Consider the following 19924-nt stretch of genomic DNA (forward strand, 5'->3'; position numbering starts at 1 on the left):
GGTGGCGCATTCACCCACTGACAACTCCGGTTGCGATCTGGGGTTTCACGCGGCCGTTTTTTGGGGTTTCATCGACGCGAAGCAATCCGCACATGTCCACCCCACTGACCGATCGAAATGCGATCACTTTTGCCACTTTTGCCACTTTTGTCACACGTGTCACTCGCTTAACATGTATGATTCTCCGCGACCTAGTTTCTTCCCCGAAAGGACCCCTTCCAATGCGCCGTATCGCAACCCTTGCCGCCGCTGGCCTGATGGCCGCGGCCGCCGTCACCTCCCCCGCCACCGCTCAGGCCCAGACGCAGTCGCTCGAGCTGCTCAAGCTGCTTAACGGCAACATCGCCACCGCCAACTGCGACGCCCTTCGCGTTGGCCTGACCTCCACCAACATGGTCGGCCCGGACACCACCCGCTCCCAGCTGGTCGCCAACGTGAACAACGTCGTGGGCAAGGACGCCACCCTGCGCCTCGCCTCCGCCTCCACGGTCGGCGCGCTTGCGGACCGCGCGCTGGAGTGCGGCATCGTCAAGCCGGACCCGGCCACCCCGCTGGACCAGTTCTTCGCCATGAGCTCCCAGATGTCCTCCCAGGCCAACCTGCCGGACATCCGCAACTACATCGGCGCGCTGCGCTAATTCTTCTCGGCGGCCTTGCCTTCCTCCCACAACCGGTCCTGGGTGGCTTTGTCCACGGGGCCGGTTGAGCCGTCGAAGAGGTAGGGCGCGCGGCGGCGCATCTTCTGCACGAACGCGTCGGCCACGTCGCCGAAATCGAACGCTCCGGTCTCCGACGCAATCTCGGCGTGGAACAAGATTTGGAGGAGGAGGTCGGACAGTTCGGACTTTAGATCGTCGATAGGCAACTTGTGCTCGATTGCCTGCGCGACCTCCTCAGCCTCCTCCCGCAGAAACGGCAGGAGGCTTTCGTGCGTCATGGCCTGCTCCCACTCGCCGCGGCGGCGCGCGGCATGCATCGTGCGGGTGGCCTGGAAGACCGGGTCATCGAGGCTGGCGACCTTTTCTGTTGCAGCGCCCTCCTGCTGCCAGCGCAGGACCTCCGGATCGTCCGGCTCCGTGGAAATCAGCCAGCGGTCCGGGCCGCCTTCGACGTTGAGGACCCAGCGGACGTCGACAGGCACCTCAGGCGTGAAGGCGACATCGCCGCTGATGCGGCCGGCGAGGTGGAGGGGGATGAGGGAGGGCCAGCGGGGGTCGAGAAGCAGGACGGTTGCGGTCATGGTGGGCAAGTCTAAGGGCTCTAAGATGGAGCGCATGACTCAGATTGCTGAAGCCCTCGAGACCGTCAAGCCCACCGCGCAGGACGCGCTGGGCGATTCCGTGACCTTCTCCCCCATCCGCTGGAAGACTGGGTGGCCGCACCACCTGCGCCGCGTGCCGCCGTTCCGCGACGACGCCACCGCCTCCATCACCCGCTCCGAGGTGTTCGCGTTCGGCGAGGACGTGCGTGAGTCCGGTTTTGCGCGCGAGCAGATCATCGACTTTTTGGGCGCCTGCTTCGCCTACGCCGCTGGCCAGTCCAACCAGGTGATGCAGATGCAGGCGTTTTTGCGGAACAAGGGGAACGCTTCGAAGCTGCTGGGGGCGGTGCGGAAGCTTGACGGCGTGGGTGCCGTTGACGCTTACGGTGCTTTGGTCGGCACTGGCCTGCCGCCGAAGTTCGCGTCGGCCGTGGCGTACTTCCTGGCCGGGGAGCAGGAATCGGGCTCTGGCTCTGAGTTGAAGCCGGTGATCATCTGCTCCAACCGCGCTCGTTTGGCCGGGCTGTCTTCTGACGCCGACTGGACCGCCGAGGAGTACAGCGAGTACCTAGCTGCGCTGGCTTCGGCGCGCGACGCTTACGATTCATCGCTGCCGTTGGACGCCGTCGAGTGGGCGCTGCGCGAGTTCGCCCGCCGCTCCGAGTAGGAAGAATGTGTGCGATCCGGCGAGCTCAGGGAAAACCTGAATTCGCCGGGTTTTTGTTTTTAGGTGGTCAGTGGCAGGCATATGGGTCGGTGACCGCTACACGACCGTTCCCAGGCATCGAGAAGTTCCCGATCTCGCCGCCCAAAAAGATTTACAAGCAGATTGGACTGAAATAACGATGAACTGTTTTACCGCGACTGTCGAACGCGACTCCGGCTGGTGGGTAGGCCAACTCGATCAAGACCCTGGTGTCATTGTCCAAGCGCGTCGCCTTGATCAGATTGAAGACGAATTCAAAGACGCCCTTGGACTTTTTCCCGAGCTGACCCACGATGCAGAGTCCGCCCAGATCGAACTCGCCATCGGTGGCGAAGCGGAAAAGGCGGCGCTTTCGGCACGAGACGAGCTCGAAGAGCTGCGTCGGCAAGAACACGATCAACTGGGGAAAATCGCCCAGCACGCGAAAGAACTCTCTGAACGCGGTTACAACTACCGTGACATCGCCTACCTTCTGGGCATCAGCTACGGCCGAGTCGGGCAGATTCTCAAACAGCACTCCGCAGCGTGAGGCCAATGATTGACCCGGTTCCGGAGCAGTAGCTGATGTTCCTGCCGTGGAGTGGGCGCTGCGCGAGTTCGCCCGCCGCTCCGAGTAGGGGTTTTCGGGGCGGTTTCGGGGGTTTCGCCCGAAACCGCCGCCGCTACCACGCAAACCGGCTACCTACAACCGGCTACCAGCGGTTTCTCTGCATGGTAGCCGGTTGTAAGTAGCCGGTTTCCTCATGTGGGGCGGCTCCTTCCGAAGGGCCCCACCCAACTTTTCGTCCAGCACCACTCGCCCACGGATGTGGTGTTTTCGAAATGTGGCAAATATTTGCCACATTCCAATTTCGGTATACCCGCGCCCCTAACGGTTGCCGCGGAAAGCGCGGTCGTTGAGGTCGCGGCGGGCCTGCTCGAGCGCGACGAGGTCGGAGAAGAGGGCGTTGTAAGCCTCTTCGTCGTCGGAAGGCCGCATGCGCTGGAGCTGCGACTTCAGCTGCGCGATCTGCTGGCCCACGCGGGTTTCCTGCAGGCGTGAGAGCACGGAGTCGGCGTATTCGTAGAGGTCGTCGGCGTGGATGGGTTCGACGGCCAGCTCGGAGACGAAGTTGCGGCCGGCGTAGTCGCGCATCTCGCCGGCGACCGCGGCGAGGAAGTTCGACGCGTCGGGGGCGCCAGCGGCGGCGCTGTCGGGGGTGGCGCCAGGTGCGGAGCCGTCCGAGCCCGGAGCACTCGCGGCAGCAGCTGCCGCCCCGGCGCGGGCGCAGCCGCCGGCGGCGGTGATGGCCTCGCGGACCTGGTGGTACGCGTCGTGGGTGAAGGCGTCCGGGTTGATGCCGTCGAAGTAGTTGCCCGCCGCGGCCGGGTGCTGCAGGGCCAGCTTCAAGGCCTCGCGCTGGGGCCACAGCACTGGGTCGTCGGGGCGCGGCGGGATGAGGATCTCGGACTGCGCGCCGGAGCTGTCCGGGCCAACGGCCGCGCCAGCGCCACCGCCGACGCCGCCACCGGCGGCACCAGCGCCAGCGGCGCGCGCCGGATCCTTCGGCGCGCGCTTCTGCTTCTTCGGCTTCTTGGCCTCGGCGCGGACCTGCTCCAGCACCTCGTCCGGGTTCGGCCAACCGACCCAGCCGGCGAGGCGGCGGGCGTACTCCTGCTGGAGCACTTTGTCGGAGATGGTGGCGACGACGGGGACGGTGCGTCGTAAGGCTTGCACGCGCCCCTCGGCGGAATCCAACGAGTAGTCCTGCAAAAGCGACTCGATGACGAACTCGTACACCGGCACGCGGCTGGCCACGAGGTCGCGCAGGGCGCCGTCGCCACGCGCGAGGCGCAGGTCGCAGGGGTCCATGCCGTCGGGGGCAACCGCGACGAAGGACTGGGCGCCGAACTCGGCATCGTTCTCGAAGGCGCGCATGGCGGCCTTGCGGCCGGCCTCGTCGCCGTCGAAGGTGTAGATCAGCTCGCCGCGGAAGAAACTGTCGTCGAGCATGAGGCGGCGGATCAGGCTCATGTGGTCGCCGCCGAACGCGGTGCCGCACGTCGCCACGGCAGTGTCCACGCCCGCGGCGTGCATCGCCATCACGTCCGTGTAGCCCTCCACCACCACCGTCTGGTGCTTCTCCGCGATGTTCTTCTTCGCCTTATCGATGCCGAAGAGCACCTTGGATTTGTGGTACAGCAGCGTGTCCTGGGTGTTGATGTACTTGCCCAGGCGGTCGTCCTCGAACAGCTTGCGGGCGCCGAAGCCGATGACGTTGCCGGCGGTGTCCTTGATCGGCCAGATCAAACGGCCGCGGAACTTGTCGATCGGCCCGCGTTTGCCCATCGAGGACAGGCCGGCGTCGATAAGCTCCTGCACCTCAAAGCCCTTGCGCAGCAGGTGCTTCGTCATCGGGTCCCACGCGTGGGGCGCGTAGCCGCATTCGAAGTCGTAGATGAGCTCGCGGGAGAAACCGCGCTTGAGCAGCATCTCGCGCGCCGGGGCGGCATCCTCGGTCTCCAACTGCTCGCGGAAGAACTCGTGCGCCGCCTTGTTCGCCGCCAGCAGGCGTTGGCGCGTGCCGCGGTCCACCTTGCGCGCGCCCGTGGAACCGCCCTGGTAGTTGATGTGGTAGCCGATGTGGTCCGCCACCGCCTCCACCGCCTCAGGGAAGCTCAGCTGCTCCATCTCCATGAGGAAGCTGAACACATCGCCGCCCTTGCCCGTGGAAAAGCAGTGGTAGTAGCCGTGCGCGGGGCGGACGTGGAAACTCGGGGTGCGCTCGTCCTTGAACGGGCTCAGGCCCTTCAGCGAGTCGTGACCGGCAGGTTTGAGCTGCACGTACTCGCCGACAATCTCGTCGAGCGGCGCGCGCTGACGGATAGCCTCAATGTCGCTATCCGGAATTCTGCCCCTAGCCATGGCGCTCACTCTAGCGCGTGGCACGATATTGCCCATGAAGCGCCTATCCGTCCTGCTCCCGTGCCTGTTTTTGAGCAGTTGCCTATCGACGCCACCTCCGGTCGAGCCTGCGTCTTCTTCGGGGCTGCCCCCATGCGCCTCGCTTCCCGACGAAGCCTGGGACACCGTCGACCTCATCGAAGCCGGCGGCCCATTCCCCCACCCCGACAACGACGACCGCCGCTTCGGCAACTACGAACGCATCCTGCCCGAACAGCCGCGCAACTACTACCGCGAGTACACCGTGGACACCCCGGGCGTGCACCACCGCGGGGCGCGCCGCATCGTCACCGGCGGTGGGGCGGACGGCCACGTCGACGAGTGGTTCTACACCGCCGACCACTACGAATCCTTCTGCGAAATGGAGGTCAACTAATGCCCGCAGTGTTTGTGATGCGCCCGGTGCGCTCAATCGAGGACCTCGGCGCCGCCATCATCGCCGCTGCCTACGGCGCCGCAGATTCCCGCCCGGTGCCGCGCAACCTCGACGCGCTGGCCGACCTTTTGCGCGAGACCCGCGTGACACGTGTGGTGGTGACGGATTGGGGGATGCCTGAGGCGTCGATAGGCGGGCTGCTCGAAGTCCTCACCGACGAAGGCGTCGAGCTCGCCCACTAGACCCCCGCGGGCCAGAGTCTGGGGTAGGTATATGCGCGTTGGCCCGCGTCGCACAAAACCCAAATTCGATCGTCCTGCGATTGCCGCAGATGGCAGCATTTTGCGCATTTCAGTGCACAAAGCGGTGCGGAGTTCAGGTTTTGGCGAGAAACCTGAACTCGGGTGGGGTAGACAAAGGGCATGGGGAAAACATGGGAGTGGGGAAAGCTCGTTGACCAGGATGTCCAGGAGCTGCGGCAGCGATACCTCCGCGAACGAGTTCAGGTTTCTCGCAAGACTGTCTGGCGCGAGGTACCGCATCTGATTCAGGTGTCGAGGCGGAGTGCCGTCGATAGGCAATGGTTCCGCGAGCTCGGGCTCAAACGCCAATTCGTAGTCCGTGGGGTTGCCGCGTCGCGGGATTCGCGCAAAGCCGTGCTCCTCGGGGAGTTCGCCGCGGCGCAGTGGGGCATGTGGTTTGTTGCACCGAAAGACCATGACGTGCAGTTCGCGCTGCCCTCAGGCCACCTCCCGCCAAAAAGCTCGCTCCCCGTCAGTACCAAGTTCAAGGCGTTCAAGACACCGCCCGCGGAAACCGCGGAACTCGACGGCGTCCGCGTCACACACCCGCTGCGGACCTACGTCGATTTCTGCCGCATGCAAAAAGTCGTCAATGCTCGGCTCGCAATCGGGTGGCTGCTGCGCCACGGCTTCACGGCCGACGAAATCTCCGACTACGCCGACAGTTTCGACGGCTCAATTCACCCGCGGCGCAGGCGCCTCGCAGCCGTGTTGCCGTACCAGGTGCCACAACTGGAGACGTTTCCGTACCTGCTCGCGCATTCGCTTCTCGACGACTCCCGCGTCAGCGTCCGCACCCACTGCGAACTCGACCGCATGGGTTTTGCCACGTTGCTCGCCGGAAACGACTTGGTGATTCTCATCGACGAGGATCCCTACTGGCGCGCACTCGAATCCGAGCCTGATGGGCTCAGGCTTGCCCATAACCGACGTAAGCGTGAGCGCTGGGAGGCTGCCCGAGGGTTCCGGAAGTTGTACTTCACCGCGGAGGAGATTGAGGGCGCCCCAAACTCGTTCGTCAGCGAAGTGCTTGGCGCGACGCACCTCCGCGACCGGGGGCTGGTCTACTAGCCCGGCGTTATGCGCGCGCACCTCCAATATGCGCGTGGAGTTTTGTCGCTGAAAGCCTGAACTCGCTCCCAGATGGGACCGTGCTGTCCGCTACTTCCGCCCCACCTGCAACAGATTCGAGCCGGGAATTCAGGTTTATGCGAAAAACCTGAGTTCGCGGTCCTGCGCGCAGGCAAGTGGAGACGACCACCTGCGTGAATGCAACGCCGGATTCAGGTTTTCTCCGACACGACCCAATCCGACACCCCCTACCCCACCCATCCACGCCACCCCGAGCCGAGCGCCGAAGAATAAAACCCCCTGAGAAACACCTAGGAAAGTGTCGTGTGCCATAATCCCAACAACTGTGACACAGACCATGTGAAGCACGACACGATCGGAGAAGACCCATGAGCTCGCTCATCCTGGTGCTCATCGGCCTGGCGATGATGGCCGCCGGCTACCTGCTGTACTCCAAATTCCTGGGCAAACGCGTCTACCAACTCTCGGACGCGTACACCACCCCGGCGCACACGATGGAGGACGGCGTGGATTTCGTCCCCACGAACAAGTACGTCCTGTGGGGCCACCACTTCACGTCCGTGGCGGGCGCGGCACCGATCATCGGCCCGGCCGTCGCGGTGATCTGGGGGTGGGTGCCGGCGTTTTTGTGGGTCACGCTCGGCACCGTGTTCTTCGCGGGGATGCATGACTTGGGGGCGCTGTGGGCGTCGCAAAGGCATCGCGGACAGTCGATCGGCACGCTGTCGGGCCGCTACATCGGCGCGCGCGGGCGCAACCTGTTCCTCGTGGTGATCTTCCTGCTGCTGCTCATGGTGAACACGGCGTTCGCGGTGGTCATCTCCAACCTGCTCATCTCCACGCCGACGGCGGTGATCCCGACCTGGGGCGCGATCGTCGTCGCGCTGTTGATCGGCCAGGCCATCTACCGCTTCAACTGGAACCTGCCACTGGTGTCCGTCGTGGGTGTCGCGGCGCTGTACGGTCTGATGATCCTGGGCGACCAGTTCCCGCTCGCCCTGCCGGAGACGATGCTGGGCATCCCGGACCGCGGCTGGTGGATCATCTTCCTGTTCACTTACGCGTTCGTCGCCTCGCTGCTGCCGGTGTGGGTGCTGCTGCAGCCGCGCGACTACATCAACGGCCTGCAGCTTTTCGTGGGCCTGATCATCCTCTACGGCTCGTTCTTCATCGTGCGGCCGGAGGTTGTGGCGCCCTCGCTTCGCGACGCCGTCCCCGACGGCACCCCCGGCATCTTCCCCCTGCTGTTTGTCACCATCGCCTGCGGCGCGATCTCGGGTTTCCACGGCGTCGTCGCCTCGGGCACGTCGTCGAAGCAGCTGGATAAGGAGACGGACGCGCGGTTCGTCGGCTACTTCGGCGCGGTCGGCGAGGGCCTGCTGGCGCTCGGCACGATCGTGGCCACCACCTCCGGCTTCAAGACGCTCGCGGACTGGGAGAACATCTACTCCGAGTGGAACGCCGGCGGCGTCGACGCGTTCATCCAAGGCGGCGGAGAGCTGATGAACACCGGCCTGGGCATCCCCACTTCCCTGTCCGCGACGATCCTGGCCACCATGGCCGTGCTGTTCGCCGCCACCACCATGGACTCCGGCATCCGCCTGCAGCGCCTCGTGGTCGCGGAGATGGCGGAGCTGGCCGGCGTGAAGCTCTCCGGCCTGGTGGCCACCGTCATTGCGGTCGGCTGCGCGATGGGCCTGACGTTCTCCATGGGTCTGGACGGCTCCGGCGGCATGCTGATCTGGCCGCTGTTCGGCACCACCAACCAGCTCATGGCGGGCCTGACGCTGGCGATCGTGGTGATCATCCTGACGCAGCTGCGCCGCCCGACCTGGCCGGTGCTGATCCCGCTGGTGTTCGTCACCGCGATGTCGCTGTGGGCGGCGGTGCTGCAGCTGCGCACGTTCCTCGAGGCGGGCAACTGGCTGCTGCTGGTGCTGGACGTGATCATCATCTGCTGCGCCATCTGGGTCATCGTGGAGGCGTTCACGGCGATTTCGAAGGCGCGCAAGGCACCGGCTGTGACCTGGCGCGACGATGAGACGATTCCGGGTGAATTGGCGGATGCGCGAACGTCTTAAAGCAATTGCTCGGGGCCTCGACGAGTTTTACAAGGCCCCGTACCGCCGCGAATTCGCCCGCGCCGCGCGCGAGGAGGACGACCTGTTCACCCTGCTAGTCGCCTCGGAGACGCTCGGCATCCCCAACCCCGCAAGCTTCTACACACTCGAACTCATGCCATTGCTTTACGACGAATTCCACGCCTGGCACACCCGCATGGGCATGGATCGATCCCCGCTGGACGGCGTGCGATGCTGCTAAAGCCCGCGCCCGTGATGTTCTTCGGCGGCAAAGGCGGGGTGGGCAAAACCACCGTCTCCGCAGCGTGCGCGGTACGCCTTGCCGAGGCCAGCCGGCGAGTGCTGTTGGTGTCCACCGACCCGGCGCACAACCTGGGCCACATCTGGGCCGCGAAGCTTTCCGACGAACCCACGCCCCTCGAGCCCAGCTTGGACGTGGTGGAGCTCGACCCCACCGCGACAACCGAGCGGCACCTCGCCGAGGTGGAGCGCTCCATGCGCGCGATGATGCCGGAGCGCATGCACCCCGAGATCCGCCGCCACCTGGACCTGGCGCGGCACTCGCCCGGCATGCATGAGGCGGCGATGCTGGAGGCGGTGGCGGAGCTCGTCGATAGGCCTGGCTACGACCACATCATCTTCGACACCGCACCCTCCGGCCACACCTCACGCCTGCTCGCGCTGCCGGAGCTGATGGCCGCGTACACCGGCGGGCTGATGCAGCGGCGCGAGCAGTCCGACAAGTTCTCCCGCGCCGTCCGCGGCCTCGGCGGCACGGCCGATGATCCAGTCGAGCGCCGCAACCAGGAAATCCGCGCCACACTGCTGCGCCGCCGCCGCAAGTTCGAGCGCCTGCGCGACATCCTCACCGACCCCGCGGCCTGCGCGTTTCACATCGTGCTCACCGCGGAGCGCCTCCCGGTCCTCGAGAGCATCGAGCTTTACGACGACCTCACGTCCAACAGCATCCGCGTCCCGGGTCTGGTGGTCAACCGCCGCAGCCCCCTCGACGCCGGCGAGTTCATGGCCTCGCGCCGCGCCGTGGAAGACTCCGCGCTGAAGCTCCTCGACTCGCGGCTTCCCGACGTCCCCCGCGTCGAGCTGCCCTGGCTCCCCGGCGAGATCGGCACCCGCGCCGCGCTCGCCGCCATCGCCGAGCGGTTGTAGACCTCCGCGAACTGCGCTGCTCTTCCCTTCTCTCGGCTCGCTCCGGCCTACGTGCGCCGGTTACATATATGCCGATTGAGTTCCGTCGAGAAAAACCTGAATTCACGGTGGCGACAACATATAAGGGTTGCCCACCCAGCCTCTCCAGCACCACGAGACCACACTCGTTTCCGCGAATTCGGGTTTTCCTCGAAATCCTGAATTCGCGTCGTGCAAAGGTGAAGGCCAGGGTGCTGACCAGGCCGGATGCTCGGAGTTCTTGAGGAAGTGCGGCGTTAAGTTCAGGTTTTCGGTGACACTTGTCGGTGCGCTATACCCCTACATCCTCGAGTGGGGTGCGCCGGGGGCGGGGCGCAGCGGTTGCGGCGGCCGAGGCCGCGACCCAGCTGGCCCTAGAAGTACCCCTCGAAGGCGGCGGCCTTCTTCGCGGTGCGCTCGAGGCGCGACTCGGTCATGGACGCGATCTGGTCCACGATCACCCGCTCGCGCTCCAGGTCCGTCTCGGCGGCGGTGAACCACGCCTGGAACATCGTGTCCAAGCTGCCCGGCGCGCCAGCGCGGAGGTACTCGTGGACGCGGTAGATGCGGTCGCGCTGCCGGTCCTGGCGCGCCTGGTGGGACGGCTGGTCCATCACGTAGAGCACGGCGACGGTCTTGAGCAGGCGCACCTCGGCCTCCACGTCCGGCGGGACGACCAGGCGCCCGTGCTGGCGGCCCAAGCCGGGGCCAGGTGCGTCGGAGGCCGCAGCGCCAGAAGCGTCCATGAGGGCACGGTTGCCGTCGTCCTCGCGGGTGGCGCGGGTGACGGCGCCGACGTAGCGTCCCACCAGCTGCGACGTCAGCGCCTTCAGGCCCGTCCACGCGCTAAGCGTGTAGTCGAACTCGGCAGCCGCGGCGATGGCGGGCAGGGAGCGCAACCTGTCGGCGGCGTCGACCAAAGAATCGGCGTCGCCACCGAACGCCGCCGCACCCTTCTCGGCCAGGGCGGCGAGCTCCACGAAGTCCCACAGCACCCGCAGGGAGACGCGCCCGGAGACGATGCCGTCTTCGACGTCGTGGACGGAGTAGGCGATGTCGTCGGAAAAGTCCATCACCTGCGCCTCCATCGGCGGCGCCCCATCTTCATGCCCGAGACGCAGCCATGCCAACACGCCAGCGTCCTCGTCGTAGGCCGAGTACTTCCGGTTCACCGAACCGTCCGCGTTCGTGCGCGTCAGCGGGTACTTCACGGCCGCGTCCAACGATGCGCGGGTGAGGTTGAGGCCGAAGGACGTGCCGTCGATAAGCACTTTGGGCTCCAGGCGCGCAAGGATCCGCAACGTTTGAGCGTTGCCCTCGAAGCCGCACGGCGCGACCTCGTCGAGCGCGACTTCGCCGTTGTGGCCGTACGGCGGGTGCCCGATGTCGTGGGTGAGCCCGGCCATCTCGCACAGGTCGGGGTTTAAGCCCAGGCCCTCGCCGATGCCGCGCGAGATCTGCGCGACCTCCAGCGAGTGCGTCAGGCGCGTGCGCGGGGTATCGCCGTCGCGCGGACCCACCACCTGGGTCTTGTCGGCGAGGCGCCGCAGCGCCGCGGAATGCAGCACGCGGGCGCGGTCGCGGGCGAAATCCCCGCGCGAATCCGGGGCGAGTTGCGCGCCCTTCGGCGCCTCGTCGGCGCGGCGCTGCGTATCGGCGGCGTTGTAAACGTACACGTCGCGCTACCCTAGTCGGCATGACTAGCCGTTACTTGCGCATCCTCGCCGTGTCTGGCGGCCTTTTTGCCGCCGCCGCACCCAGCTTTGCGACGGAAGCTCCGCCCACCCTCATTCAGGCCCAAGCCGCCGCCACCAAGGCATCCCTCGAGCCGGGTCGGCTGACAAAGCCGGTGACCGACGACGCCGCAGTGCTCTCCGCCGGCGAACTGGCCGAGATCGAAGGCGCGATCCAGGAGGTCAGCAAGTCCCAGGGCAAGTCCGTGCGCGTGGTGTTCCTGCGCTCCTTCGGGCAGTACACCCCGCCCGAATGGGTGGACAAGGCCGTCGCGGCGAACGGCTCCAACACCGCCGTGCTGGCCATCTCGCCGGACGAGCGGCTGTATAACGTCGGCGGCGGCGAGGAGTGGACGCAGTCCGAGATCGACCGCATGAACGACGCCGCGTATGCGCAGCTGTCCGAGATGAACTGGTCTTCGGCCGCGTTGAATGCGGTGAATGCGGTGGCGGGCGGGAGCTCGTCGTCAGGCGATGGCGCAGGCTGGCTCGCGGGTGGCCTGGGTGTGGCCGCGCTGGCGGGCGGCGGCGTGTACGCGGCGACGCGCAAGGGCACGAAGAAGCAGCAGGCCAAGCAGATCGAATCCGCGAAGGCCCTCGACCCGGCGGACACCGATTCGCTCGGGCGCCTGCCCACGCCGACGCTGGAGGAGGTCGCGCGCGACGCGCTGGTCTCCGCCGACGACTCCATTACCCAGGGCAAGCAGGAGCTCGAGCTGGCCACCGCCGAGTTCGGCGCGGACCGCGTACGCCCGTTCACCTCCGCGATGAACGAGGCCACCACCACCCTGCAGCGCGCGTTTGCCACGCACCAAAAGCTTTACGACGCCATCCCCGAAACCGAGCCCGAAAAGCGCGCGATGCTGGTGGACATCATCTCGTCTGCGGGCCGCGCCGAGCAGGCGCTTCGCGACAAGACCACCGAATTCAACGAGATGCGCGGCGTGCTCATGCGCGCGCCCGAGGAGGTGGAGAAGGTGCTTGCGCGCACCGTGGACATCCGGGCGCGCCTGGAGCCCGCCCGTGCGACGTTGGCGCAGCTTAAGGGCGAGTACCCGGCGCAGATCCTAGAGTCCATCGTGGACAACGTGGACCTCGCCGAAGCGTCGCTGGACGAGGCCGAAAAGGCCCTCGGCGAGGCGCGCTCGCTGGCGGACAAGCCTGCCGGGCGCCAGGGCGCACTGCTGGACACGCTGGCCGCCGCCACCCGCGCCGTCAACGTCTCCGACACCAACCTCGCCGCCATCGAGCACGCCGAGGACAACATCCGCGCCGCGAAGGCCAACCTGCCCGCGCTGATTTCGGAGATTCGCGGCGAGCTGCGCGAAATCGAGCAGGTCAAGGGGGCTCGTGCGCAGGGCGCGCCTATCGACGTCACTTCGCTCGACACCGTTTCCGCCAAGGCCCAACGCATGCTGGGCGAAATCGGCGACCGCGACCAGTCCGACCCCCTGGCCCTGTACCAGGAACTGACCAGTATGGACGCCGAAATCGACGCCGCCCTGGACCGCGCGAAGGGCATCGCCGGCGACCAGTCCCGCGCGCTGCAGCTTTTCGACCAGCAAATGCAAGTCGCCGGCGCCCAAATCCAGCGCGCCGAGGACCTGATCCTGTCCCGCGGCCGCATCATCGGCTCGCACGCGCGCACCCTGCTGGCGGAGGCGAAACGCCAGTACGCGCAGGCCCACCAGCTGCGCGTGCGCGACACCCGCGCCGGCATCGACGCCGCCCGCGCCGCCACCGACACCGCGCGGCGTGCCGAGGCCGCCGCGAACGACGACCTGCGCCGCTACCAGGCCCAGCGCAACCGCCAGACCGCCGACTCGCTGGCCAGCGCCGTGCTGTGGGGCTCGGTGCTCTCCGGCGGTTTCGGCGGAGGCGGCGGTTTCGGCGGGGGCGGTGGCGGAGGCTTCGGCGGGGGCGGAGGCGGCGGCTTCTCTGGCGGGCGCCCCTCCAACCGCGGCGGCACCTTCTAGGACAAACCCAGAGCAACAAACCCAGAGTATGGCCCAAAAGCGGGCATACTCAGGAGGGCTTGCTCAGGGTTTGCGGGAATACGCGGCGGCGTTGCGCGGGCGCTCAGTAGCGCGTGCGGCGTGCGGGCGCGTCGACGAAGGTCAGCGCCCAGGACATGAACGCGAGGTCAACGAGCTGGATCTCGTCGAACCCGTCGGCGCGAAGGGTCGGCTCCGCCACGTCCACGCCCAGCTCGCCGGAGGGGAAACCGCGGGTCACGGCGATGAGCTCGCCAGCGCCGTCACGGATCTCGCGCTTCGGGGTGACCGCGCCCGACAGCAGATCAAAGCCCGAGCGGTTCAAGGTGTAGCGGCGGCCGGCGCAGTCCGCGGCGTAGCGCGACACCGTGAACCCGGCCTTGCGTAGCAGGTACTCCTCCGACGTCGAAACGTCGAAGGCGCGGAACTTCGCCGGGTTGTCGGACGCGATGCGCAAAACGGTCTCGCCCACCGTGATCGTGTCGGGGGTGGAATGGGCGACGGACCTTTGGTCGTCGATAAGCGAGGCTCCCTGCCAAATCACAGCACAGCCACCACCACAACAAACAGCGACAAAAACACCAGCGTGGCAATCAACGCGGTGGAATTAGCCATCTTGCGCGCCTCCAGCACGCAGCGCGTCAGCCACGCCAGGCCCGCAACCTGCACGGGCGGCAACTGCGTCTCGCCCTCGAACTCGAGGATGGCCTTGCGCACCCCGTTGTGGTCCTGGGTGAACTGGGCGACTTTCTCGCCGTCCGGGCCCTCGACCACCCAGTTCTTGGACGTCTCCGGGATCAGGGCGTACGGGGTGCCGCCCACGACCGCGTCGATGCGCTTCGCGCGCTTCAAACTGTCGGAGGTGCGCACGATCTCCTCGCCGCCGCACGTGGCCAGCGCGCCCGACTCGGCGTGCGCCGTCAGATCCCAACTCTGACCGCACACAATCGCGCGGTCGTGCTCGAACACGCCGAGGACGTCCGGGCCGTCCTCCGCCAAAAGCTTCGGCGCGTCCCGGTTCGAGCGGTCCCAGCTCACATAATGCATGAGCGAGAATCTAGCAGCCGATCAGGCGGGCGGCCAGGTAAGACTCCAGCTCCGCCAGCGGCACGCGCTCCTGCTCCATCGTGTCGCGCTCGCGCACGGTGACGGCCTGGTCCTCCAGGGTGTCGAAGTCGTAGGTGACGCAGAACGGGGTGCCGGTCTCGTCCTGGCGGCGGTAGCGGCGGCCAATCGCGCCGGAGGTATCAAAGTCGACGTTCCAGTGCTGGCGCAGTGTCGCGGCGAGTTCCTCGGCCGGGCCGGACAGCTCCGGCTTCTTCGACAGTGGCAGCACCGCCACCTTCACCGGGGCGAGGCGGCGGTCCAGGCGCAGCACGACGCGGGTGTCGGTGCCGCCCTTGGCGTTGGGGGCCTCTTCCTCGTCGTAGGCGTCGATGAGGAACGCCATCATCGCGCGGCCCAGGCCTGCGGCCGGTTCGATGCAGTACGGGATCCAGCGCTCGCCTGCCTCCTGGTCGAAGTAGCTCAGGTCCTCGCCGGAGGCCTCGGCGTGGGTGCGCAGGTCGTAGTCGGTGCGGTTGGCCACGCCTTCAAGCTCGCCCCACTTGGAGCCGGTGAAGCCGAAGGCGTACTCGATGTCCACGGTGCGCTTGGAGTAGTGGCTGAGCTTTTCTTCCGGGTGCTCGTAGAGGCGCAGGTTGTCCGGGTTGATGCCCAGGTCGACGTACCAGTTGTAGCGGTTGTCAATCCAGTACTCGTGCCACTTCTCGTCCTCGCCGGGTTTGACAAAGAACTCCATCTCCATCTGCTCGAACTCGCGGGTGCGGAAGATGAAGTTGCCCGGGGTGATCTCGTTGCGGAAGCTCTTGCCGGTGTTCGCGATGCCGAACGGGGGCTTCATGCGTGACGACGTCATCACGTTCTTGAAGTTCACGAAGATGCCCTGCGCGGTCTCCGGGCGCAGGTAGTGCAGGCCCTCCTTATCGTCCACCGGGCCCAGGTAGGTTTTCATCAGACCGGAGAACGCCTTCGGTTCGGTCCAGTTGCCGGGCTGTCCGGTTTCGGGGTCGTTGATGTCCGCCAGGCCGTTTGCCGGCGGGTGGCCGTGCTTTTCCTCGTAGGCTTCGAGGAGGTGGTCGGCGCGGTAGCGCTTGTGGGTGTACAGGGACTCCACGAGCGGGTCGGTGAACACCTCGACGTGGCCGGAGGCTTCCCACACGCGGGTGGGCAGGATGACGGAGGTGTCCACACCGACGGTGTCGCGGCGGGATTGCACCATGTGCTTCCACCACTGGCGCTTGAGGTTTTCCTTCAGTTCCACGCCGAGGGGGCCGTAGTCCCACGCGGAGCGGGTGCCGCCGTAAATTTCACCTGCCGGGTACACCAGTCCGCGGCGCTTGCACAGGTTAACGACGGTCTCAATCTTTGATGCGGGCATCAACATCTCCTGGTGGGAAAGTGCGTGCAAATTACGGTCAACAGCATAGCCCGCCTTACGACGCCTCCGGTTACCCGCCCAGTTTGGACATAAGTCCCACTCTGTTGGGGCGTTCTTGTATTCTGAAAAACAACTGTTTCCCATTGGTGCTGAGGAAAGGGGACGCCGTGAGCGAACGCTTCCCGTTGGCGGACCTTCCAAAGCTGGCGGATGAGGATATAGACCGCACAGCTGCGCTTGTGAAAGTGTTGGACTCGAAGACCCGCCTGGAGATTCTCCTGCTGCTGGCCGAGGAGGAGATGGTCGTCCATCAGCTGGTCACCGAGTTGAACAAGTCGCAGCCGCTGATTTCCCAGCATTTGCGGGTGCTGCGTTCGGCGGGGTTGGTGTCGTCGTCGCGCAAGGGCCGCGAGGTGCTCTACGCGCTGGCCCAGCCGGACATCATCGGCATCATCCACGAGTTGGCATCGCTGGAAACGCTCACCGAGGCCCAGGACGAGCTGGCCGAGCTGCGCAAGCGCAAGCGCGGGCAGTCTCACCAGAGCGCGGGCGGCTCCATCGGCGCGGCGATCATCGACCCGCCGGCGGACGTGCGCCCCGCAGCGGATCCTGGCCTGGCGCCACAGACGCCAAAACCTGTCCGGGACTAGGTAGACTGCAATGGTATGACGCAAACGAACCGCCGAGGGCAATCGCGCCCCGTGCCCAAGCTGGGCCCGCGAATGACGCGCCAGCGCGCCGCCGTCGTGGAGACGCTGCGGGGGCTGGACAAGTTCGCGTCCGCGAAAACCATCCATGAGCAATTGCTTGCCGACGGCGCGTCCGTCGGCCTCACCACCGTCTACCGCACCCTGCAATCGCTCGCCGATGTCAAAGCCGTGGACGTGCTGCAGTCCCCCGACGGCGAAACCCTCTACCGGGATTGCCTGTCCGGCCACCACCATCACCACCTGGTGTGCACCGAGTGCGGCCGCAGCGAGGAAATCGAGGGCGGGCCCGTGGAGAAGTGGGCCGAGGTCGTCGCCTCGCACTACGGCTACGAGTTGGTCGGCCACGACGCCGAAATCTACGGCGTGTGCCGCGCCTGCCAGGCCAGGCGCTAGCTATCGAATTTGTCCACCGCACCGCCGAAGCGGCGGTCGCGCTTGGCGTACTCGATCACCGCGTCCCAGAGGTCTTGTTTGGTGAAGTCCGGGAACAGCACGTCCTGGTACACCATCTCCGCGTACGCGGACTGCCAGATGAGGAAGTTCGACGTGCGCTGCTCGCCCGACGGGCGCAAAAACAGGTCCACATCCGGCATGTCCGCGCGGTACAGGTAGCGGGCGATGGTTTTTTCGTCGACGGAGGACACCTGGGCGTCGATAAGCTTCTGCACCGCATCCGCGATCTCCGCGCGCCCGCCGTAATTGACGCACATAGCAAGCGTCAGGCCGGTGTTGTGTTTGGTCAGCTCCTCGGCGACCTCGAGCTCCTCGATGACGCTGCCCCACAGCTTCGGGCGGCGCCCGCACCACACCACGCGCACGTTCTTGGCGTGCAGCTCATCGCGCTGGCGGCGCAGCACCTCGCGCGTGAAGTTCATGAGAAAGTGCACCTCGGAAGGGCTGCGCTTCCAGTTCTCCGTGGAAAACGCGTACGCCGAGAGCCACTCCACGCCGCCGAGCTCGATGCACCCGTCGACGGCGTCCATGAGCTTCTCCTCGCCCACCTTGTGGCCCTCGGTGCGCTTCAGGCCGCGGCTTTGCGCCCAACGGCCGTTGCCGTCCATCACCAGCGCGATGTGCTTCGGGATGAACTTTGTGTCAATCTTCGGTGCGCCCATGGGCGTCAATTATGCCTGCTCCATAATCTTGAAGCTTTTCAGCCCGGCTTCCAGGTTGAATTGCAGGTGCGCCACCGTTGCGCGGTGAATCTGCGCCACGCGTATCGACGGCACTTCGCTGCCCCTCTCCATCAGCCACATCTCGTGCAACGTCTCGGGGTGGACGTGCATGGACCCCGGCGGGCGGCAGTTGTTGCACACCGCCCCGCCGACGGTGGCGTTGAACGCCTTGTGCGGGCCGGGCGCGCCGCAGTTCGCGCAGTTGAACAGGCTTAGCCCCCAGCCGGCGTGCTCGGTGGCCTGGAGGATGAACGCGTCGAGGACCATCGTGGGGTGCTGGTCCGTCTGCAGTTGTTTCAGCGCGTCTTGGACCAGCGCGAACAGGGTGGGGTCGGCTTCCTCGAAGCTGAGTTTTTCCGCCGTTTCCATCACCGCGCAGGCGGCGGCGTAGCGGTCGAAGTCGTCGATGATGCGGGCGCCGAAGTAGGTGACGGTGTCGGCGGATGCGATCGTCGAGAGGCCTCGGCCCGGGTAAATCAGCGCGTCGACCTCCACGAACGGCTGCAGGCGGGAGCCGAAGCGGCTCTTCGCCTTGCGCACCCCCTTGGCCACGCCGCGGACCAGGCCGTGGTTCTTGGTAAGCAGGACCACCACCCGGTCCGCCTCCCCGAAGTCGTAGGTCCGCACGACGAACGCGCGGTCGCGCCAGTTCGGGCGCGCGGCCTTAGAAGCCAAGCCGGCCCAGCGCCTTCGGGTCCTGCTGCCAGTTCTTCAGCACCTTCACGCGCACGTCCAGGTACACGTTCTGCCCGGTCAGCTCGATGATCTGCTTGCGCGCCCGGTGCACGATACCGCTGAGGCGCCGCCCGTCCGGGCCCTCGATGATGCGTTTCTGGCCCGGGCGCTCCAGGTAGAGCACGGCGTAAATTTTGACGCGGCGGTCCTCCTGGATCATTTCGTCGATTTGGACGGCGACGGAGTGTGGCAGCTCGTCGCGAAGCCCCTGCAGCGCCTCCTCGCGGATGAGCTCCGCGATGCGCGTCTCCATGTCCTCGTCGGTGGTGTGGTCCTCGGGGTAGAAACGGGGGCCTTGCGGGAGCTTATCGACGAGCACGTCCAGCAGCGTATCCACCTGAATCTGCTGCGTGGCCGACACCGGCACCAGCTCCGCGTCTTGGCCGAGCAGCTCGTGCAGCTCCAGCAGACGCTCGCCGACGGTGTCCTTGCTGGTTTTGTCCAGCTTGGTCACGATGCCCACGATCGGCGTGTTCGGCTTGGTGTCGCGGATCTGCTCCAGGATGTAGCGGTCGCCGGGGCCGATCTTCTCATCCGCCGGCACCGTGAAACCGATGACGTCCACGTCGGCGAAGGTGTCCTTGACCACGTCGTTGAGACGCTCGCCCAGCAGCGTGCGCGGACGGTGGATGCCCGGGGTGTCCACCACGATGACCTGCGCTTCGGGGCGGTTGATCACGCCGCGGATCGGGTGACGGGTGGTCTCCGGCTGATCCGCCATAATCGCGATCTTCTCCCCCACCAGCGCGTTCGTCAGTGTGGACTTGCCGGTGTTCGGGCGGCCCACAAAACTGACAAACCCCGACCTGAAGCCCTCCGGGGTGTCAGTGAAGCCGCTGGCATCGGCGCGCTCGACATCGTTCGCGCTGGCCTCACGCGGCAGATCGTCCGGGAAATCGGGGAAGTCGTTCATGGCCTGGGATTCTACCTGTCAACCCTTGGGTGGTTGAGCTGTGGACAACCGGTTCCTTTTGTTGACGCTTCAACGCGGTTATCCACAGATTTTGATTTGGGTCTGGTGTTGGGGGTTGCGCTGGCTTAGCTTTCGGGCCATGAACTTCACCGACTTTGTCTCCGCAGGCGTCTCGGTCCTCGCCGACTTCGACCGCGACACCGCCATGGCCGCCGGCCTATCCACCAGCCGGGTGCGCGATTTGGCCCGGGTGCATGCCACGTACTTCGGGCCGACC

General features: G+C 66.2%; 21 protein-coding genes. 12 read left to right on the forward strand and 9 right to left on the reverse strand.

The window, feature by feature from the left end:
• Window positions 1–221 precede the first annotated feature (221 nt).
• The gene (locus HMPREF2791_RS07020; protein ID WP_070473481.1) at window positions 222–638 is read left to right on the forward strand and encodes a hypothetical protein; all 417 of its coding nucleotides are present in this window, start codon (window positions 222–224) and stop codon (window positions 636–638) included.
• On the opposite strand, the gene HMPREF2791_RS07025 is transcribed toward HMPREF2791_RS07020, so the two are convergent.
• Window positions 635–1240 (reverse strand): MazG nucleotide pyrophosphohydrolase domain-containing protein, encoded by a 606-nt coding sequence (locus HMPREF2791_RS07025; RefSeq protein ID WP_070844866.1) that lies wholly within the window; start codon window positions 1238–1240, stop codon window positions 635–637. The two genes, HMPREF2791_RS07020 and HMPREF2791_RS07025, sit on opposite strands and share 4 nt — an antisense overlap.
• A 34-nt stretch (window positions 1241–1274) precedes the next feature.
• Here HMPREF2791_RS07025 and HMPREF2791_RS07030 point away from each other — a divergent pair, with 34 nt between their 5' ends.
• Both HMPREF2791_RS07030 and HMPREF2791_RS11615 read left to right on the forward strand, forming a co-directional pair.
• A complete protein-coding gene (locus HMPREF2791_RS07030) occupies window positions 1275–1928 on the forward strand; it encodes an 8-oxoguanine DNA glycosylase OGG fold protein (protein WP_070473595.1) in 654 nt (217 codons plus the stop codon).
• Window positions 1929–1998: 70 nt separating this feature from the next.
• Complete coding sequence (locus HMPREF2791_RS11615; protein ID WP_246825483.1) at window positions 1999–2496, forward strand: hypothetical protein; 498 nt, start codon at window positions 1999–2001, stop codon at window positions 2494–2496.
• Between the two features lie 339 nt (window positions 2497–2835).
• On the opposite strand, the gene dnaG is transcribed toward HMPREF2791_RS11615, so the two are convergent.
• Entirely contained in the window at window positions 2836–4872 is a 2037-nt protein-coding gene (dnaG, locus tag HMPREF2791_RS07040) for a DNA primase (protein WP_070844881.1), read from the reverse strand.
• A 34-nt stretch (window positions 4873–4906) separates the two neighbouring features.
• Here dnaG and HMPREF2791_RS07045 point away from each other — a divergent pair, with 34 nt between their 5' ends.
• From HMPREF2791_RS07045 to HMPREF2791_RS07070, 6 genes are all read left to right on the forward strand, one after another.
• Window positions 4907–5287: a guanyl-specific ribonuclease gene (locus HMPREF2791_RS07045; protein WP_371335899.1), complete on the forward strand. Its 381-nt coding sequence runs from the start codon at window positions 4907–4909 to the stop codon at window positions 5285–5287.
• On the forward strand, window positions 5287–5529 hold the full coding sequence (locus HMPREF2791_RS07050) for a hypothetical protein (RefSeq protein ID WP_070844869.1): 243 nt from the start codon (window positions 5287–5289) through the stop codon (window positions 5527–5529). The genes HMPREF2791_RS07045 and HMPREF2791_RS07050 overlap by 1 nt, the downstream gene beginning before the upstream one ends.
• Before the next feature lie 180 nt (window positions 5530–5709).
• Window positions 5710–6660, forward strand: coding sequence for a hypothetical protein (locus HMPREF2791_RS07055; RefSeq protein ID WP_070844870.1), 951 nt, complete (start codon window positions 5710–5712; stop codon window positions 6658–6660).
• 389 nt (window positions 6661–7049) lie between these two features.
• On the forward strand, window positions 7050–8762 hold the full coding sequence (locus HMPREF2791_RS07060; protein ID WP_070844871.1) for a carbon starvation CstA family protein: 1713 nt from the start codon (window positions 7050–7052) through the stop codon (window positions 8760–8762).
• The gene (locus tag HMPREF2791_RS07065; RefSeq protein WP_070844872.1) at window positions 8746–9003 is read left to right on the forward strand and encodes a cory-CC-star protein; all 258 of its coding nucleotides are present in this window, start codon (window positions 8746–8748) and stop codon (window positions 9001–9003) included. The genes HMPREF2791_RS07060 and HMPREF2791_RS07065 overlap by 17 nt, the downstream gene beginning before the upstream one ends.
• Window positions 8994–9929 carry an ArsA family ATPase gene (locus HMPREF2791_RS07070; protein ID WP_070844873.1) on the forward strand — a complete coding sequence of 312 codons (936 nt, stop codon included), beginning with the start codon at window positions 8994–8996 and terminating at the stop codon, window positions 9927–9929. Before HMPREF2791_RS07065 ends, HMPREF2791_RS07070 begins: the two co-directional genes overlap by 10 nt.
• Window positions 9930–10321: 392 nt before the next feature.
• Here the strand turns inward: HMPREF2791_RS07070 and HMPREF2791_RS07075 are convergent, their stop codons facing one another.
• Window positions 10322–11623 (reverse strand): deoxyguanosinetriphosphate triphosphohydrolase, encoded by a 1302-nt coding sequence (locus tag HMPREF2791_RS07075; protein ID WP_070844874.1) that lies wholly within the window; start codon window positions 11621–11623, stop codon window positions 10322–10324.
• 20 nt (window positions 11624–11643) lie between these two features.
• Here HMPREF2791_RS07075 and HMPREF2791_RS07080 point away from each other — a divergent pair, with 20 nt between their 5' ends.
• A complete protein-coding gene (locus HMPREF2791_RS07080; RefSeq protein ID WP_070844875.1) occupies window positions 11644–13656 on the forward strand; it encodes a TPM domain-containing protein in 2013 nt (670 codons plus the stop codon).
• A 103-nt stretch (window positions 13657–13759) separates the two neighbouring features.
• Here HMPREF2791_RS07080 and HMPREF2791_RS07085 read toward each other — a convergent pair whose 3' ends face one another.
• Genes HMPREF2791_RS07085 through HMPREF2791_RS07095 form a run of 3 tightly spaced genes read right to left on the reverse strand, consistent with a single transcriptional unit; the run spans window position 13760 to window position 16114 of the window.
• A complete protein-coding gene (locus HMPREF2791_RS07085; RefSeq protein ID WP_070844876.1) occupies window positions 13760–14218 on the reverse strand; it encodes a hypothetical protein in 459 nt (152 codons plus the stop codon).
• Window positions 14215–14721 carry a hypothetical protein gene (locus tag HMPREF2791_RS07090; protein ID WP_070844877.1) on the reverse strand — a complete coding sequence of 169 codons (507 nt, stop codon included), beginning with the start codon at window positions 14719–14721 and terminating at the stop codon, window positions 14215–14217. The genes HMPREF2791_RS07085 and HMPREF2791_RS07090 overlap by 4 nt, the downstream gene beginning before the upstream one ends.
• Window positions 14722–14731: 10 nt before the next feature.
• Window positions 14732–16114 carry a glycine--tRNA ligase gene (locus HMPREF2791_RS07095; RefSeq protein ID WP_070844882.1) on the reverse strand — a complete coding sequence of 461 codons (1383 nt, stop codon included), beginning with the start codon at window positions 16112–16114 and terminating at the stop codon, window positions 14732–14734.
• A gap of 167 nt (window positions 16115–16281) precedes the next feature.
• On the opposite strand from HMPREF2791_RS07095, the gene HMPREF2791_RS11870 reads away from it, so the two are divergent.
• On the forward strand, window positions 16282–16764 hold the full coding sequence (locus HMPREF2791_RS11870; RefSeq protein WP_246815178.1) for an ArsR/SmtB family transcription factor: 483 nt from the start codon (window positions 16282–16284) through the stop codon (window positions 16762–16764).
• Between the two features lie 15 nt (window positions 16765–16779).
• A complete protein-coding gene (locus tag HMPREF2791_RS07105) occupies window positions 16780–17217 on the forward strand; it encodes a Fur family transcriptional regulator (protein ID WP_070473105.1) in 438 nt (145 codons plus the stop codon).
• Here HMPREF2791_RS07105 and HMPREF2791_RS07110 read toward each other — a convergent pair.
• Genes HMPREF2791_RS07110 through era form a run of 3 tightly spaced genes read right to left on the reverse strand, consistent with a single transcriptional unit; the run spans window position 17214 to window position 19647 of the window.
• Window positions 17214–17939, reverse strand: a complete 726-nt coding sequence (locus HMPREF2791_RS07110) for an isoprenyl transferase (protein WP_070844878.1) — start codon at window positions 17937–17939, stop codon at window positions 17214–17216. The two genes, HMPREF2791_RS07105 and HMPREF2791_RS07110, sit on opposite strands and share 4 nt — an antisense overlap.
• Window positions 17940–17948: 9 nt before the next feature.
• Window positions 17949–18674, reverse strand: a complete 726-nt coding sequence (recO, locus tag HMPREF2791_RS07115) for a DNA repair protein RecO (protein ID WP_070844879.1) — start codon at window positions 18672–18674, stop codon at window positions 17949–17951.
• Window positions 18664–19647, reverse strand: a complete 984-nt coding sequence (gene era / locus HMPREF2791_RS07120; protein ID WP_070844880.1) for a GTPase Era — start codon at window positions 19645–19647, stop codon at window positions 18664–18666. The genes recO and era overlap by 11 nt, the downstream gene beginning before the upstream one ends.
• Between the last annotated feature and the right edge of the window lie 277 nt (window positions 19648–19924).

Source organism: Corynebacterium sp. HMSC034A01 (assembly GCF_001838175.1).
Lineage (GTDB): Bacteria > Actinomycetota > Actinomycetes > Mycobacteriales > Mycobacteriaceae > Corynebacterium.

Excerpts from the sequence above, each read along its gene's own strand:
- HMPREF2791_RS07105 (WP_070473105.1), top strand. The coding sequence starts at position 16,780 with ATGACGCAAACGAACCGCCGAGGGCAATCGCGCCCCGTGCCCAAGCTG.
- HMPREF2791_RS07045 (WP_371335899.1), top strand. The coding sequence starts at position 4,907 with ATGAAGCGCCTATCCGTCCTGCTCCCGTGCCTGTTTTTGAGCAGTTGC.
- HMPREF2791_RS07095 (WP_070844882.1), bottom strand. The coding sequence starts at position 16,114 with ATGCCCGCATCAAAGATTGAGACCGTCGTTAACCTGTGCAAGCGCCGC.
- dnaG (WP_070844881.1), bottom strand. The coding sequence starts at position 4,872 with ATGGCTAGGGGCAGAATTCCGGATAGCGACATTGAGGCTATCCGTCAG.
- HMPREF2791_RS07065 (WP_070844872.1), top strand. The coding sequence starts at position 8,746 with ATGCGCGAACGTCTTAAAGCAATTGCTCGGGGCCTCGACGAGTTTTAC.
- HMPREF2791_RS07055 (WP_070844870.1), top strand. The coding sequence starts at position 5,710 with ATGGGGAAAACATGGGAGTGGGGAAAGCTCGTTGACCAGGATGTCCAG.
- HMPREF2791_RS07030 (WP_070473595.1), top strand. The coding sequence starts at position 1,275 with ATGACTCAGATTGCTGAAGCCCTCGAGACCGTCAAGCCCACCGCGCAG.
- era (WP_070844880.1), bottom strand. The coding sequence starts at position 19,647 with ATGAACGACTTCCCCGATTTCCCGGACGATCTGCCGCGTGAGGCCAGC.
- HMPREF2791_RS07080 (WP_070844875.1), top strand. The coding sequence starts at position 11,644 with ATGACTAGCCGTTACTTGCGCATCCTCGCCGTGTCTGGCGGCCTTTTT.
- HMPREF2791_RS07090 (WP_070844877.1), bottom strand. The coding sequence starts at position 14,721 with ATGCATTATGTGAGCTGGGACCGCTCGAACCGGGACGCGCCGAAGCTT.
- HMPREF2791_RS07050 (WP_070844869.1), top strand. The coding sequence starts at position 5,287 with ATGCCCGCAGTGTTTGTGATGCGCCCGGTGCGCTCAATCGAGGACCTC.
- HMPREF2791_RS07020 (WP_070473481.1), top strand. The coding sequence starts at position 222 with ATGCGCCGTATCGCAACCCTTGCCGCCGCTGGCCTGATGGCCGCGGCC.
- HMPREF2791_RS07110 (WP_070844878.1), bottom strand. The coding sequence starts at position 17,939 with ATGGGCGCACCGAAGATTGACACAAAGTTCATCCCGAAGCACATCGCG.
- HMPREF2791_RS07025 (WP_070844866.1), bottom strand. The coding sequence starts at position 1,240 with ATGACCGCAACCGTCCTGCTTCTCGACCCCCGCTGGCCCTCCCTCATC.
- HMPREF2791_RS07070 (WP_070844873.1), top strand. The coding sequence starts at position 8,994 with ATGCTGCTAAAGCCCGCGCCCGTGATGTTCTTCGGCGGCAAAGGCGGG.
- HMPREF2791_RS07060 (WP_070844871.1), top strand. The coding sequence starts at position 7,050 with ATGAGCTCGCTCATCCTGGTGCTCATCGGCCTGGCGATGATGGCCGCC.